Annotated in this window: 11 protein-coding genes; 4 read left to right on the forward strand and 7 right to left on the reverse strand. The window is 68.2% G+C overall.

Translation table 11 applies throughout. The features are described from left to right. Window positions 1-496 precede the first annotated feature (496 nt). The 3 genes from OG379_RS00640 to OG379_RS00650 form a co-directional block, all read right to left on the reverse strand. Entirely contained in the window at window positions 497-1,798 is a 1,302-nt protein-coding gene (locus OG379_RS00640; RefSeq protein ID WP_405668348.1) for an RICIN domain-containing protein, read from the reverse strand. A 94-nt stretch (window positions 1,799-1,892) separates the two neighbouring features. After that, entirely contained in the window at window positions 1,893-3,323 is a 1,431-nt protein-coding gene (locus OG379_RS00645; RefSeq protein ID WP_405658127.1) for an endo-1,4-beta-xylanase, read from the reverse strand. Between the two features lie 431 nt (window positions 3,324-3,754). Beyond that, window positions 3,755-4,192 (reverse strand): extracellular solute-binding protein, encoded by a 438-nt coding sequence (locus tag OG379_RS00650; protein ID WP_405658129.1) that lies wholly within the window; start codon window positions 4,190-4,192, stop codon window positions 3,755-3,757. A gap of 769 nt (window positions 4,193-4,961) precedes the next feature. On the opposite strand from OG379_RS00650, the gene OG379_RS00655 reads away from it, so the two are divergent. After that, window positions 4,962-5,726 carry a class I SAM-dependent methyltransferase gene (locus OG379_RS00655; protein ID WP_405658132.1) on the forward strand — a complete coding sequence of 255 codons (765 nt, stop codon included), beginning with the start codon at window positions 4,962-4,964 and terminating at the stop codon, window positions 5,724-5,726. 223 nt (window positions 5,727-5,949) lie between these two features. On the opposite strand, the gene OG379_RS00660 is transcribed toward OG379_RS00655, so the two are convergent. Then, window positions 5,950-7,596 carry a glycoside hydrolase family 27 protein gene (locus tag OG379_RS00660; RefSeq protein ID WP_405658134.1) on the reverse strand — a complete coding sequence of 549 codons (1,647 nt, stop codon included), beginning with the start codon at window positions 7,594-7,596 and terminating at the stop codon, window positions 5,950-5,952. A gap of 662 nt (window positions 7,597-8,258) precedes the next feature. Between OG379_RS00660 and OG379_RS00665 the strand changes: the two genes are divergently transcribed. Then, window positions 8,259-9,224 (forward strand): glycoside hydrolase family 6 protein, encoded by a 966-nt coding sequence (locus tag OG379_RS00665; RefSeq protein ID WP_405658137.1) that lies wholly within the window; start codon window positions 8,259-8,261, stop codon window positions 9,222-9,224. 503 nt (window positions 9,225-9,727) lie between these two features. Here OG379_RS00665 and OG379_RS00670 read toward each other — a convergent pair. Next, on the reverse strand, window positions 9,728-10,270 hold the full coding sequence (locus OG379_RS00670; protein ID WP_405668350.1) for a X2-like carbohydrate binding domain-containing protein: 543 nt from the start codon (window positions 10,268-10,270) through the stop codon (window positions 9,728-9,730). After that, a complete protein-coding gene (locus OG379_RS00675) occupies window positions 10,179-10,715 on the reverse strand; it encodes a hypothetical protein (protein ID WP_405658139.1) in 537 nt (178 codons plus the stop codon). Before OG379_RS00675 ends, OG379_RS00670 begins: the two co-directional genes overlap by 92 nt. Window positions 10,716-11,133: 418 nt before the next feature. Here OG379_RS00675 and OG379_RS00680 point away from each other — a divergent pair, with 418 nt between their 5' ends. Beyond that, window positions 11,134-12,528 (forward strand): MFS transporter, encoded by a 1,395-nt coding sequence (locus OG379_RS00680; protein ID WP_405658140.1) that lies wholly within the window; start codon window positions 11,134-11,136, stop codon window positions 12,526-12,528. Further along, window positions 12,525-13,901, forward strand: a complete 1,377-nt coding sequence (locus OG379_RS00685; protein WP_405658141.1) for an alpha/beta hydrolase family protein — start codon at window positions 12,525-12,527, stop codon at window positions 13,899-13,901. Before OG379_RS00680 ends, OG379_RS00685 begins: the two co-directional genes overlap by 4 nt. A 12-nt stretch (window positions 13,902-13,913) precedes the next feature. On the opposite strand, the gene OG379_RS00690 is transcribed toward OG379_RS00685, so the two are convergent. Then, window positions 13,914-14,777 (reverse strand): PaaX family transcriptional regulator C-terminal domain-containing protein, encoded by an 864-nt coding sequence (locus tag OG379_RS00690; protein ID WP_405658144.1) that lies wholly within the window; start codon window positions 14,775-14,777, stop codon window positions 13,914-13,916. Between the last annotated feature and the right edge of the window lie 131 nt (window positions 14,778-14,908).

The following is a 14,908-nucleotide window of genomic DNA, read 5'->3' on the forward strand; positions in this document are numbered from 1 at the left end:
CGCCCGGGGCACGTCCTCGCCGCGGCCCAGGGCCGGTGCCGGCTCGAGGCGGCCACCGCCAACTCCGCCAGAGGGCTGGCAAGCCGTGCTCAGGGGCGGGTCCACCAAGGCCACGGCCTAGCTCACCCGCGGCCTGGTAGACCCCCATGGCCTGCAAGTCGGTGGACAATTCGCGCCGGAGAGCTGGTCGCGTACCGCCGTGCAGCGGTCCTCGCGGGCGAGGAGGGTCTTGACACCAGGTCCGGATCTACCGCCAGGCCCGGCTTCCGTGAGTGCGGAGGTGCAGCCGCCCAATCGCGCGACTCAGAGCGGACGAGGCCTCCCTCCACCAGGCTCTGCTCTGCGAACACCGCCTCCTCCAAGCCCTGTTCGCCGGCCGTGACGAGTCTGCAGGCATGAGCGTTTCCTGAAGGAGCTTCTCCATCCTTCAACCTGAGATAGGCGACGCCAAAGTGGAGCCAGGTTCATCCTGGCTCCACTCCATCGTGCGGGCGTGTCACTGGAACTGTGCGAAGAACCTCCAGATCTCTCCCTTGGTCCAGGTGGCAACGCCGCTCTCGTTGGAGGAGCCGTCGACCGGACCGGGTATGTGGCCTCCGTCGAACGCGGCCCATTGGACCGGGTACCCGGAACGGCAGCCCGAGTAGGAGGTGGTGATGTGCGTCCGACTGCCCGGGGCGGGCTCGCGCGGGCTCTGGGCAGTGCAGCCGTTGTTGCTGACGAACCTATCGCGCAGGGACCGTCCTTGGCCGATGTTGAGGACGGAGTCGCTGATGCCGTGGATTCCGAAGTAGGCGATGGGCTGGGTGCCGCCGCTGCACCCGCTGATCTGGCCGCCGGAGATGACCGCGACGGCCCTGAAGACGTTCGCCCGGGTGCATGCGATTGCGTAACTCATACCGCCGCCCCAGCTGAAACCCGTGGCGAAGCGCTGTGCCGTGTTGACGCAGAGGCCGCCCTCGATTCGCTGGATCATGTCGTCGACGAAGGTGACGTCCTCACCGCCCGAATTGGCCCAGCCGTTGCCGAAACCCTGGGGTGCGACGAGGATCGCGCTGTCGTTCGACTGTTCCTGCTGGCCGTAGTAGGACCAGGCGCTCCCGCTCGTTCCGCCCGAGGCGACGTCGCCGGCGGTTCCGCCTCGCCAGTGGAACGCGAAGATCAGCCGGTAGGGGTGGCTGTTGTCGTAGTTGGCGGGAACCCTGAGGATGAAGCTGCGGCTCTTGCCGTTGCTCTGGATCGTGTGCGTGCCGCTCGCCAGAGTCGGGGCGCTACCGCATCCGCCGCCGCCATCGGACGACAGCTTGACCATCTGCCATTGCTGGTTGGCCCCGCCCCAGTCGGTGTACTGGACGACGTTGCCGCCGCCGGCGGTGGAGGCTCCCTGCACCTCCGCGGCCTTGCCGCTGTTGCGGTTGATCAGCCGGACGTGGCCCGCGTCGGAGTCGGCCAAGCGGAACTGCTGGTTGGCTCCGTTGCGGTCGGCCCACTGCGCGATCGCGGCACCGTCGGCGGTCGAGTCGCCGGCCACGTCGAGTACCTTGCCCGAATTCCGGGACTTGAGCCGGTAGAAGCCGCCGCCGGAGTCCACGAACTGCCACTGTTGGTTGGATCCGTCGTGACGCGTCCACTGGCTGACCCGCGCGCCGTCGGCGGTGGACACGCCAGAGACGTCCAGCGCCTTACCGCTGTTGCGATTGACCAGGACGTACCAGGCATTGGTGTCCACCGTCGCCGCCTCGGCGGGCGCCGGGTTCACGGCGACGAGCATGCCGATCGCGAGGGTCGCCGCCACCACGGCGGCGACCCGGGACCACCAGCGATGTCTTTGTGGAGGGGCGGGGAAAGCCGCGCCGTAGGTCTTCATCGATTCACCTTTTCGCTGTGGCACGTCAGGTGCGGGTCCAGCGTTGGTTGCTGCCGTTCGAGCAGGAGTAGAGCTGGATCAGGGTTCCGTTGGCGGTGCCGTTGCCGACGGCGTCGAGGCAGAGGCCGGACTGGACGCCGACGATGGATCCGTCGGAGTTGAGGCGCCATTTCTGGTTGTCGCCGCCCCAGCAGCTGTAGATCTGGACTTTGGCCCCGTTGCCGGTCCCTGCGGCGTCCAGGCACTTGCTGCCGTAGACCTTGAGCTCACCGGCGTCGGTGTACGCCCACTGCTGGTTGGTGCTGCTGTTGCAGTCCCGCAGCTGCAGCTGGGTGCCGTCGGTGGTGCTGCTGCTGGGCACGTCCAGGCAGCGGCCCGACCCGACGCCCTTGATCTGTCCGGAACCCGAAGGGGGCGTGGTGGAGCCGCCGTTGAGTGCGTTGAGGACCGCGGTGTAGGCGGGCTTCTTGCTGCCGTCGCCGTTGAACAGCAGCGGCGTGTCCTGCGAGCGCCAGGAGTCGGTGTCGCGCACGCCCCAGACGGTGACGCCGAGGCAGCGAGAGACGGCCAGGCAGTCGTTGGTCACGCTGGCGTAGGTCGAGGCCGGGGCGCCCTGGATGTCGAGTTCGGTGATGGCCACGTCGACGCCGAGGGCGGCGAAGTTCTGCAGAGTGGTGCGAAAGTTGCTGTTGTAGGGACTGCCGCTGTTGAAGTGCGACTGGAAGCCGACGCAGTCGATGGGCACGCCGCGCTGCTTGAAGTCCCGGACCATGGCGTACATGGCCTGGGTCTTGGCCCAGGTCCAGTCCTCGACGTTGTAGTCGTTGTAGCAGAGCTTGGCCGCCGGGTCGGCGGCGCGCGCGGTGCGGAAGGCGACCTCGATCCAGTCGTTGCCGGAGCGCTGCAGGTTGGAGTCCCGCCGGGCTCCCGAGCTGCCGTCGGCGAAGGCCTCGTTCACGACGTCCCACTGGGTGATCTTGCCCTTGTAGTGGGCCATCACGCCGTTGATGTGGTCATTCATCGCCTGGCGCAGTGTGCTGCCGCTGAGGCTCTGCATCCAGCCGGGCTGCTGGGAGTGCCAGGCCAGGGTGTGGCCGCGCACCTGCTTGCCGTTCTGCACCGCCCAGTTGTAGACGCGATCAGCGGAGGTGAAGTTGAACTGGCCCCGCTGCGGTTCGGTGGCGTCGATCTTCATCTCGTTCTCGGCCGTCACCGAGTTGAACTCACGGCCGGCGATCGTCGTGTACGCCGAGTCGCCCAGCTTGCCCGAGGCGATGGCGGTGCCGAAGTACCGGCCGCTCTGCGCCGCCGCGGCGCCGAGCGTGCTCTCGGCGGCGTGTGCGGTCGGCGGGGCCACCAGTGTGGCGACCGCACCGAGGACTCCGACGATCAGCGCCAAACACAGACCGCCGATCTTCCGGCGGATCGTGGGTGGGCGAATGGCATTTGAGCCCATGACTGAGCCTCCGGGAGAGAAAACATGGAAGGATTAAAGCGCGGCAGAATGAATCCGCGTCAATGACGCCCGCGTCCATTAGCAAAGGACGCTGACCACCAGGGCGTAAAGATCCAAGGCCGGCACCCGACACCTGGCTCTTCCGGGCGGACGGGCGACACCGCTTCGGGACTCAGTGTGGAAATTCCGCCGGAACATGTCAAGAGTTTCGAGAAAGTTTCGAGACTCCTTCCCTCCAGGCATCCCAGAGCGGCTTTCGTTTGCACAAAAGGTCATCGAAGGATTTCGAAAGGAATCACCCGGACCGGGCTGTCGCCGAAGGGCCGCGTACGGATTGCACGTGAAGTCGCGCCCCCAACTTCAACGGCGGCGGCCGCTCCGGGACGGCGAATATCGGCCTCCCAGAGATGCGAACTGACGGAAATACTCGTTTACGGCCCCTCGACGTCGGCGATACGTGTGGCCAGATATGCCCAGTTGCGCATCCCGGGCCACTTCTCTTTGTCGGCCGGCGCGATCGGGGTGTACCCGGCGTCCTTGAGCTTCTTGACCATGTCGAGGAAGTCGGCCCAGGTGGTGGGCGGGGAGTCGTCCCCGGCCTTCTTGAAGGGCGCCTTGTCGTACCAGAAGCCGACGGCGCCGATACCGAAGGTGTCGGCGTACATCTTGCCGTCGAACTCGTACGCCGTCCGCGAGGCGTGCACGAGCGTGTCGACCCAGGGCTCGACGGAGTCGGTGATGTCCTCGACGAGCCCCGCGTCGACCTGCTGCTCGAGGACGCCGCCACCCCAGGTGTTGTAGATGTCCGGCAGCTCCTTCGAGTTGGTCAGCGCGGTCATGTCCGACTTGAACGCGTCGTTCTCCAACATCACGATCTCGATGCACAGGTCTGGGTGCTCGGCCTGCCACCGATCAACGCGGTCCGGCCCGAGCTGTCCGTGGTGCCGGAGTCCGAGCAGGTGGTGAGCACCATAATGCTCAGACCGGCCACCGAGTCGGCGCCTCACTCGCCCTGACCACCAGTTCCGTCGCCGGTTCCACCCCTGGCGAGGCAGGGGCGACGGACGAGGCCAGGCAGAGGACGGGCCGGCTCCCCAACATACGCATAACAGACAAAGGTGACGGTCGTCGTGAGCGGCGGTTCTCGTTCTCGGCGCACCTCCAGCCCCGCCGAGAACGAGAACCGCACTCACAGCCTGACCACCACACCAATGGTGTCCGTCAATGCGGAACAAGCTCCATCCAAAAATTCTCCGGACCCCTTCCGGAAACCGTCGAACATGACATCGACCGGCCGTCGGACAGAGCCGGACATCCGTACGGGCACCCGCTGTACGCAGTGCTGTGTCAAGTCCTGGCCCCTCAGGACGCCGCGCAGTCAGGAGATTTGACAGCTCGCCGTGTGCGCGTACCCAGCATTGGCCCAGATCAGCCGCTCGAGCGGGGCCCCGACCGCGCCCGTACCGGCGAACCCAACGACTGCGGACAGGAGTACCCACAGGGGAATGACTGTCACACTGGGTCAACGAACTTTCCGGTCGCCTACCTGGCCGTCGTGCCGGCCGCGCGTTCTCGATGGAGTCCGGCCCGGTCGTAATTCCGTTGCCGGTACACCGGCGTCTGCGATCGAATGCCTTCATGACTCATGACGGCCCTGCGGACCATCTGGAGCAAAACCGCCGCTACTGGGATGACGAGGCGGCCGCGTGGCACGGACCGCTCGCCCGCGATCACTGGTCGCAGGTGGAACCGCGCTGGGGATTATGGGCAACTCCTGAGTCGCAGGTCTCCGTGCTTCCCGACGGCATAGCCGGGATGCGCACCATAGAGCTGGGCTGCGGTACTGCCTACGTTTCCGCTTGGCTGGCCAGAGCGGGAGCCCACCCGGTCGGGATCGACCTCTCGGAGAAACAGCTCGCCACGGCTCACACGATGCAGGCGGAGTTCGGCATCGATTTCCCCCTCGTCCTGGGCAACGCTGAAAAGGTGCCCTACGAGGAAAACACGTTCGGCCTGGCGATCAGTGAATACGGCGCCTCCTTGTGGTGCGACCCTTACCAGTGGATCCCGGAGGCCGCCCGGCTTCTCGCTCCTGGCGGCCAACTGGTGTTCATGCGCTACTCACCGCTGTTCGCGCTGTGCGTGCCGCCCGAGGGACCGGCGTCCACCACCCTGTCCCGCCGACAATTTGGCCTGAATGGGCTGGACAAAGGGAATCACGTGGAGTTCATCCTGCCGCATGGTGAGATGCTTCGTCTGCTGCGCTCCTGCGGCTTCGTCGTTGAGGATCTGATTGAGATTCAGGCACCCCAGTCTGCGCACCAGGACTACGCAGAAGTTTCCGCCGGCTGGGCTCAGCAATGGCCCAGCGAGGAGATCTGGAAGGCTCGCCTGACAGGCTGACGGCTCCTCTGAGCTTGTTCCGCTATGACGGACACCTTGGGTGTGGTGGTGAGGTTGTGAGTGCGGTCCCGCACTCCGGCGGGCGCCGTAGGAAATCTGTCCCCCAACGCCCGTCCGCCGGAGATACCGAGGACGCATGCTCAGGACGACCAGCGCCGCGACCACGGCGGGCGATAAGAGGGATCTCGTCCTCGTGAAATCCCCCTCTTGAAAACGTGGTTGCTCACGCGCGGGTCCACTTCTGGTTGGCCTGGCCGTTGCAGGTCCACAGGACCAGCGGGGTCCCGCCCGCGGTGCCGGCCCCGTTGGCGTCGAGGCACAGTCCAGCGTGGACGTTGCGGATCGACCCGTCGGAGCCGACCGCCCACTTCTGGTTGGCCTGGCCGTTGCAGCGCCAGGTGATGACCGGGGTGGAGTTGGTGGTGCCCTGGTTGTAGGCGTCCAGGCACTTGTCGCCGAAGACGCGGATCTCGCCGCCCGCCCACGTGGTCCACAGCTGGTTGGCTGCCGTGTGGCAGTCCCACAGCAGAACCGTGGCCCCCTCACCGGTCGAGGCACTGTCCACGTCCACGCAGCGGCCGGAGCCGTTGCCCCGCAGACGCGAGGTGGTGGCGGCGAGCGGGCTGCCGCCGGTCACCCGGAAAACGGCGACGCCGTGCGCGGGGATGCTCGCCGATATCTGCCCGGACGTGCTCGACGTGCCGCCGGTCCACAGGTCCGTGAGGGTGAAGGGCCCGCCGGACAGGCCGACTTGCGCGGCCGACGTGGTGACCGTCGCCGCGCCCTCTCCGCGGTTCAACAGGCCCACCGCGACCGAGCCGTCCGACAGCGGCTTGGCGAACACCTCGGTGCTGCCGTCGTCGCGCACCCTACGCCCGCCCGCGCCCAGCGAGTCCTGGTTCACCGCCAGCAGACGCGGATTGCGCAGGATGGCGCTCACGTCGGCGGACATGGTGCGGATGTCGTTACCGGCCATGAGTGGGGCACCCAGCAGTGCCCACAGGGCGAAGTGCGAACGGGACTCGTTCAGCGATAAGCCGGGGCGGCCGACGACCAGCATGTCGGGATCGTTCCAGTGTCCCGGGCCGGACTGTGCCGCCAGCGGCGCGGTGATGTCCAGGACGTTGGCGACGCCCATCGGGTAGCTGTTCGTGTTGCCGTTCTCCCAGATGTCCAGCAGATCCTCGGTCGTCCGCCACAGGTCGGCGACCTCTCCCCAGTTGTAGTCGGCGCCGGTGATGGCATGGAAGCTGTTGGGGTTGATGCTGTAGACGATGGGCCGCCCGGTGGCACGCAGGGCGTCGCGCATCAGCGAGAAGCGGGCGACCTGCTCGTCGCGGGTGCCGCTGGAGGAACACCAGTCGTACTTGAGGTAGTCGACGCCCCACGAGGCGAACGCGGCGGCGTCCTGGGCCTCGTGCCCCCTGCTGCCCGTCGACCCGGGATAGGCGCCGCTGGTCTGCGCGCAGGTGCGTTCGCCCGGCACCTGGTAGATCCCGAACTTCAGGCCCTTGCTGTGTATGTAGTCCCCGAGCGGCTTCATTCCGCTGGGGAACTTGGTCGGGTTGGCCCGCAGGTTGCCTGCCGCGTCACGCTGCGGGTCGAACCAGCAGTCGTCGACCACCAGGTACTGGTAGCCGACGTCGCGCATGCCCGAGGACACCATCGCGTCGGCGGCCTGGCGCACCTGGGTCTCGGTGATCCCGCACCCGAAGCTGTTCCAGCTGTTCCAGCCGAGCGGTGGGGTGAGCGCCGGGCTGTCGGGCGCTGCCGAGGCGGTGGAGTGCGGGGAAGCCGTGACGGATGCAGTGACCGTCAGCACGGCTGTCGCGAGAAGACGGAACAGTCGTCCGCCTGATCGTCTGCGCACCAAGGGCTCCTTTGACGGAAGGGCGCCATGGGCGGGTGACCCCGGGATCGATGTCACGTCCATGACACTGACAGAAGAGAGAAGAGGGGTTCGAACTTTCGTGATCCATACAGAAACTATCGGCAACTACGAGTCTCACGGATACTAGGGAAGCGATCGAGCATGTCAACACCCATCGCCGAACCGCCTCCACGATGCGGCCACACAGACCGCGGAAGGGGGCGCATCTGCATGATTCGGGCAACCAGCCTGCGGCGACACAGTGCCATGCGCTTCGAAAGTTTTGCAGGCACCGACGATTTATGCGAGAGGTATTGACGGGATTCACCGGCCCCCTATCATTCAGGTGGTCGGCAAGCCGATCTATGTTCGATATCTCGTGCACAGAGCAGTCGCCGCACTCCGGCCGCCACCGACCCGGCCGTCGGCGCCCTGCTTCCTCCGGCAGCGGCCCCCGCTGCCGCGGCGACCTGCACGAGCCTCACCCGGGAGAGAATCCCGACGCGGGCGGCGACTGCAAGCTCCTCCCGTGGCGGCTCGGCCTCCTGACCCGGACCAACTCGACCTGCTAACCGACCGTGTCGCGCGGAACGCTTCCGATGGGAGCGCTCCCGCCACCGTCACCCATCCGATGCATCCCTGTCAGAAACCGAGGTACCGTCATGCGCCGCAGACTGCTCGCCCTCGTGACAGCCCTCTCCTCGCTGCCACTGGCGCTCGCCGCCGCACCGTCCGCACACGCGGCCGACCCGACGACCATGACCAACGGGTTCTACGTCGACCCGGACTCCAGCGCGAAGCGGTGGGTCGCAGCCAACCCCGGTGACGGCCGGGCTTCCGCGATCACCGCCTCCATCGCCAACACTCCGACGGCCCGCTGGTTCGGCTCCTGGAGCGGCACCATCGGCACCGCCGCCGGCGCGTACGTGGGCGCCGCCGACGCCCAGGACAAGCTGCCCATCCTTGTCGCCTACAACATCTACAACCGCGACTACTGCGGCGGGCACTCCGCGGGCGGAGCCTCCTCGCCGTCCGCCTACGCGAACTGGATCGCCCAGTTCGCGGGCGGGATCGCGAACCGCCCGGCCGTCGTCGTCCTCGAACCGGACTCCCTCGGAGACTACGGCTGCATGACCCAGGCCCAGATCGACGAACGCGAGACCATGCTCACCGGCGCGCTCGCCGAGTTCAACCGCCAGGCTCCCAACACCTGGGTCTATCTCGACGCCGGCAACCCTGCCTGGACGAGCGCGGCGACCATGGCCCAGCGCCTCCACGAAGCCGGCCTCCGACAGGCCCACGGCTTCTCACTCAACGTCTCCAACTACCTGACCACGGCCGAGAACACCGCGTACGGCAACGCCGTCAACGGCGAACTCAACGCCCGGTACGGCTACACCAAGCCATTCGCCGTGGACACCAGCCGCAACGGCAACGGCGCCAACGGTCAGTGGTGCAACCCCTCAGGCCGCCGTATCGGCACCCCCACCCAGCAGGGCGGAAGCGCCGAGATGCTCCTGTGGATCAAGGTCCCGGGCGAGTCCGACGGCAACTGCGGCGTCGGAACCGGCTCCTCGGCCGGACAGTTCCTCCCCGAGGTCGCCTACAAGATGATCTACGGTTACTGATCCAGGACCGCTCGGGCGCAGTCCGATACCGGGCCAGGGATGAGCGGGGCTGTCCAGGGGGCATGCTCGGGGATGCTTCGAAGATCGATGCAGTCATCGAGGTGTCCCTGGTCGCTCCGTTCCCGATCCGGCGAGCAGGTTTTGTCTCTCACTACGCGGGTTGCGCGGGGCGAGCAATCCGGACGGTACGACGGCGATGTCGCTGCGAGACCTGCTGGACGGGCTGTGGTGCGGCAAGGACTTCGCCGGCTGGTACTCGCGCGACGGCATCCGGGCCTGTCGCCCGCCCGGTCGGCCACCGTCTGTGTGCTGCAGTTCCTGCTCTGCTCTTCGAACCGGCAGGCGGCCGAGGCGGTGCGCTGTCGCATCGACCTCACGTACGCACTGGCCATGGAATGGGATGCTATGCGCTTTGCGAGGTTGTCGATCGAAGCGATACGAGCCTGGCCCTTGCCCAGGGCATCATGGTCGCCCCGGGCAAGGGCCGGACGTGTGCGGCGGCGTCAGTCCGTTGCTCTGCCGGTGACGGTGGTGCCATTCCTGGTGACCTGGTAGGTCACCTTCGTGCCGGTCCAGAAGTGGAACGTCGGAGTGACGGGTCCGCCGTCCCGCACCGCTTCGAAGAAGGCCGGGAGCGGGGCGATGGTGTCGCCCTCGCGGTCGGGGGCGAAGCTGCGGTTGTACTCCTTGTACGTCGTCCGGTCGGCGGGCCCGGCCGCCTTGCCGTCGGCGTATGTCGTTTCCATGGTGGCCAGGAGGTCGCCGCGGAAGGCCGTCGGCACGGTGAAACCGGCCGTGGTGCCAGAGGCGTCCGAGACGGTCGGGGTTCCGGCGGTGATGATCCGGAACCCCCAGGGCAGGCCGGTGGAGGAGTCCGCGTACAGGCGGGCGTTGAGGCCGAGGGCGCGGTCCCCGGCGAGGCGGGTGAGCAGCGACGCCTTCAGGGTGAGCTGGTCACCGGAGACGGTGTAGTCGGCCCTGTCGACGGGACCCGAGGCGGTGTGCAGCCCTTCGAGCCGCGCGCCGTTGAGATGCCCGTGTGTCAGGCGTCGGACGGAATCGCCGCCAGGTTCGGATACTTCTTGGCCTGCTCGCCCGCCAGATAGGGCCGAGGACCATGAACTTCGCGGTGACCGCGTTCGCGATCTTGCCGACCAGTTCCCAGCGGGGCACGACCATCATGTCGGGCATGGAGCTGGAGGCGAGGACGGCGCCGAGCTTCTGGCCGTAGGTGCCGCCTTCCTGATTCTGCCAGGTGACCTTGGTGCCCGCCGCCGCGTCGACCGCCTTGTAGTAGGTGCACCCGGCCTTCGGCGGGCTGCCCCAGAACGGGGACATGATCGTGAAGGGAGCGCCGGTACCGAGCTTGTCCGGGACCGAGGTGGCGACAGCCGGTTCGACCGGCGCGTCCGCGGGGCCCAGGGTCTCCTGGAAGCCGTTCTCTTCGCCGACGAGCCGCCGAACGGCCCGAACCCTCCGACGACACGGCACCCGTCGCCGTACAGATTACCGGCGGTCCCGTCGGCGATCCCACCACACCGGATCCGCAGCCAACCACGGCTTCCGGGGAGAACACCACGAACGGCGCGGTGGAGGACCGCTGCACCGAAAACGGAGGCAGACGAGGAGTTCCCGGACGAACTCGCCGGCGCAGGCGGCGACGTACCACCGGTCACGGACGGATGCGGCCACCGCGGTCTTCTGGAGCGGTCGCGACCGTGGCCCAAATCCACGAACGTCAGGCGCAATTGCGGTCACCATCAACGATTCCGCCGAACTTCGGGACGCCCGTCCGGCCACCCTCCAGCAATCATGTGCAGATTCTTGACGGCCGTCGGATAATCGCCGTACGTTCCCTCGCGACGACCGGTCCGAGACCTGGCCGGCCCACAAGACAGGGATGGCAGCCATGGCAGACACCACAAGTCCCGCTTCCTCGCCACCACCTCCACAGAGCCCGGCCCAGCTGCGCCGCGCGGTGACCGGCAGCTTTATCGGCAGCGTGATCGAGTACTACGACTTCCTGCTGTACGCCACGGCCTCCGCCGTGGTGTTCAACAAGGTCTTCTTCTCCAGCCTCGACCCCCTCGCCGGGACGGTGGCGAGCCTCGGCACGTTTGCCGCCGGGTACGTGGCGCGCCCGCTCGGCGGCATCATCTTCGGGCACTTCGGCGACCGGCTCGGCCGCAAGCGGATGCTGGTGACGACCATGACCCTGATGGGCGTGGTCAGCTTCCTCATCGGACTACTCCCGACGGATCGTCAGATCGGCGGCTGGGCCGCGGTTCTCCTGGTCACGCTGCGCGTCCTCCAGGGCATTGCGGCCGGCGGCGAATGGGGCGGGGCGGTCCTGATGTCCGCCGAGCACGCCACCAGCCGGCGCGGGCTGTGGGCCGCGTTCACCAACGCCGGGGCACCCTGCGGGACCATCCTGTCCACCGCCGCGCTCACCGGCACCAGTGCGATCGTCGGCGAGGAGGCGTTCCTGTCCTGGGGCTGGCGGGTGCCGTTCCTGCTGAGCATCCTGCTGCTCGCCGTCGGCCTGTTCATCCGGCTGCGGGTGGAGGAGACGCCTGTGTTCACGGCAGCCGGCCAGAAGCCGGAGCCGCGCGGGATCCCGCTGCTCCAGGTCCTGCGCGACCAGCCGCGCGTGCTGCTCCTAGCGATCGGCACCGGCCTCGCCGCGTTCGTCGCCCAGGGCACGCTGACAACCTTCCTCATCGCGTACGGAGTCCAGCACGGCCACGAGCGCCAGACCGTCCTGAACTCGCTCACCCTGTCGTCGGCGCTCGCCGTGATCGGCATCCTCGGCTGGTCCGCCCTCTCCGACCGGGTCGGGCGCCGGCCCGTTGTCCTGACCGGTGCGGTCGCGATGGCCGTGTTCGGCTTCGTGCTCTTCCCGCTGGTCGACTCGGGCAGCCCCGGGCAGCTCGTGCTGGCCCTGATACTCGGTCAGTCCCTGATCCATCCGATGATGTACGGGCCTCTCGCCGCGCTCTGCGCCGAGTTGTTCGCCACGCGGAGTCGCTACACGGGGGCCTCCCTCGGCTATCAACTCGCTGCGCTCGGCGCCGGATTCGCGCCGCTGCTCTTCGCCGAAATCCAGCGTTCCTCAGACAGTTCGGACACCACCGTGATTTCCGTGGTCATCGCCGCGTTCTGCGCCCTGAGCGTGGTCAGCATCCTGCTGCTCGGCGAAACCAGCACCCGCCGACTCACCGACGGGGACGTCGAGCCCGGTCGGACCGGTGAAGCCCCCGTGAATCCCACCGCCCTCCCCAGCCAGAGCGAGGCCCGTCCGTGAAGCTGTTCTCCCCCGCGCTCAGAGGCCCGGCCGCGCTCGCCGTCGTCCTCACCTTTGCCGCCACCCCGGCGCATGCCGGGACGCAGCCTGTACACCTGGAGGGAACACTCGCCTCCGGCGCCACCTATGTGATCGACGCCCCCGCCGACTGGAACGGCACCCTGCTCCTCTTCAGCCACGGCTACACCCCGACAGGCTCCCCCAACCCGGCCACGAACGCCCCCGACACACCGACGAAGACCCGGCTGCTGGCCGAGGGCTACGCCCTGGCCGGATCCTCGTACGCCACCACCGGCTGGGCCGTCGGCGAGGCAGTTCCCGACCAACTGGCGACGCTCGACCGGTTCGCCGCACAGGTCGGCACGGCCCGCACCACCCTGGCCTGGGGAAGTTCCTACGGCGGCCTGGTCACCACCGCGCTGGCCGAACGCCACCCGGGCCGCATCGACGGCTCGCTCTCCGAGTGCGGCCTGCTCCAGGGCGGCGTCGCCAACTGGAACTCCACCCTCGACCCCGTCTTCGCGCTGAAGACCCTTCTCCCGGAGGCCAAGGACATCCAGCTGACCAGTCTCGGCGACGCGGCCACCGCGAACAGCGCCGCGAACACCCTCTCCGAGGCCGTGACCGCAGCCCAGGCCGATCGGGCCGGTCGGGCCCGGATCGCGCTCGCCGCCGCCCTGCACAACATTCCCGGCTGGAACTCCCCCGCCCAGACCCGTCCCGCCCCGGACGACTACACGGCGCAGCAGGCCAATCAGTACGAGGCGCTGTCCGGTCTGGTCGCCCTGCCCGCCTTCCGCTGGCGCCTGGAAGCCGAGAGCCGGGCAGGCGGCAACATGTCCTGGAACACCGGGGTCGACTACACGACGATGCTGCGCGACTCAGCCACGTACAAGCAGGTCAAGGGTCTCTACAAGGCGGCGGGCACCTCTCTGGAGAAGGATCTCGCCCGCCTGGAGCGGGCGCCGCGGATCAGCGCGGCCCCGGCCGCCGTCGCCTTCATGACCCGGAACATCGCCTTCACCGGTGAACTGCGCAAGCCTCAGCTGGACATCCACACGACCGGCGATGCCCTCATCCCGGTCCAGGCCATGAGCGCCCACCGGCGGGCGGTCACCGGGGCCGGGAAGCAGACCCTGCTCCGGCAGGCCTACGTGGAGAACGCCGGGCACTGCGCGTTCTCCGCCGCCGAGCAGGTCGCCGCGGTGCACGCGCTGAAGCAGCGGGTGGACAGCGGGCGCTGGGGGAACACCGGTGCCGAGGCCCTCAACGCCGAGGCGGGCAGGATCGATCCGGCGGACCCGGCCCGGTACCTCACGTACGAGGCCGGGCCGTACCCCCGCGCTTACGACCTCGCCCGGCCCTGGCGCTGACGGCGGTCCCCCTCAGTCCTCCTGGGCCGGCACCGTCTCCAGGAGTTCCTCCGCGAGCCGTCGGGCCGCCGCGTCCACCCGCGCGTCGGCCCGGCGGAATACGTCCTGGGCGCGGGCGGCCGGCCAGTCCTCGGGAAGATGCCGGACAGGCAGGTGGGGGTCGGCGCGGACGATGACCAGCCACTCGGTGAGCAACCGCAGTTTGACGGCGAGCGGGTCGGTGTCCGTGGCGTCATCCGCGCCGTCGGCCAGGGCGGACCAGCGGTCGGTGAAGGCGCGATAGCCGGCGGCGGGGGTCGCCAGGTCCCAGGTCTCGTGGACCATGCGGGCAATGTCGGTGGCCGGGCCGACGGCGGAGTGGAAGACGGTGACCCGGCCAACGAAGCCGGGGTCGGCGGTGATCTCCTCCGTGTCGGTCCGGCCGGGCGCGATCCACAGTCCGCCGATCAGCGGGCCGAAGCCGGCCCAGGCCAACTGGGCGCGAAGTCCGTGCCGTTGGCGCTGGCTGGCCTCGGGGAGGGAGAAGGCGAGCAGGGTCCAGGTGCCGTCCCACGAGTCGTTGACCGCGCCCTGTTTCCACACTCGGTCCTCACCGTCGCGCAGGATGGTGACCGCGCGGTCGGTGAGGCCGAAGTACATCCGGCGGCCCACCCGGCGGCGGTGCAGCAGTCCGCGGCCGACCATGCGGGTCAGGGTCGAGCGGGTGGCGTGCTCACCGACGCCCGCGCGGCCGAAGACGTCAATGATGCTTCCCGAGTAGACGTAGGCGTCGCCGCCGAGCACGTAGTTGCCGAGGAAGGTGAGCATCAGCGACTGCGGACGCAGTCCCATCTCCCCGCCCTCTTCGGGCACTTCGGCTTCCTCTGCTGCTGCCATGACGTCCTCCCCTTCTCCGCTTCACCACTCCGGCACGCGCACTTGATCACGACAGCTCATTGTTGCGCACTCCATTGACCGCAGCAATATAACTGCCTAACGTTGCGCGCATCCCACCCACCGAGGAGACC

This window comes from Streptomyces sp. NBC_01166, assembly GCF_045039765.1.
In the GTDB taxonomy this organism is placed as follows: domain Bacteria; phylum Actinomycetota; class Actinomycetes; order Streptomycetales; family Streptomycetaceae; genus Streptomyces.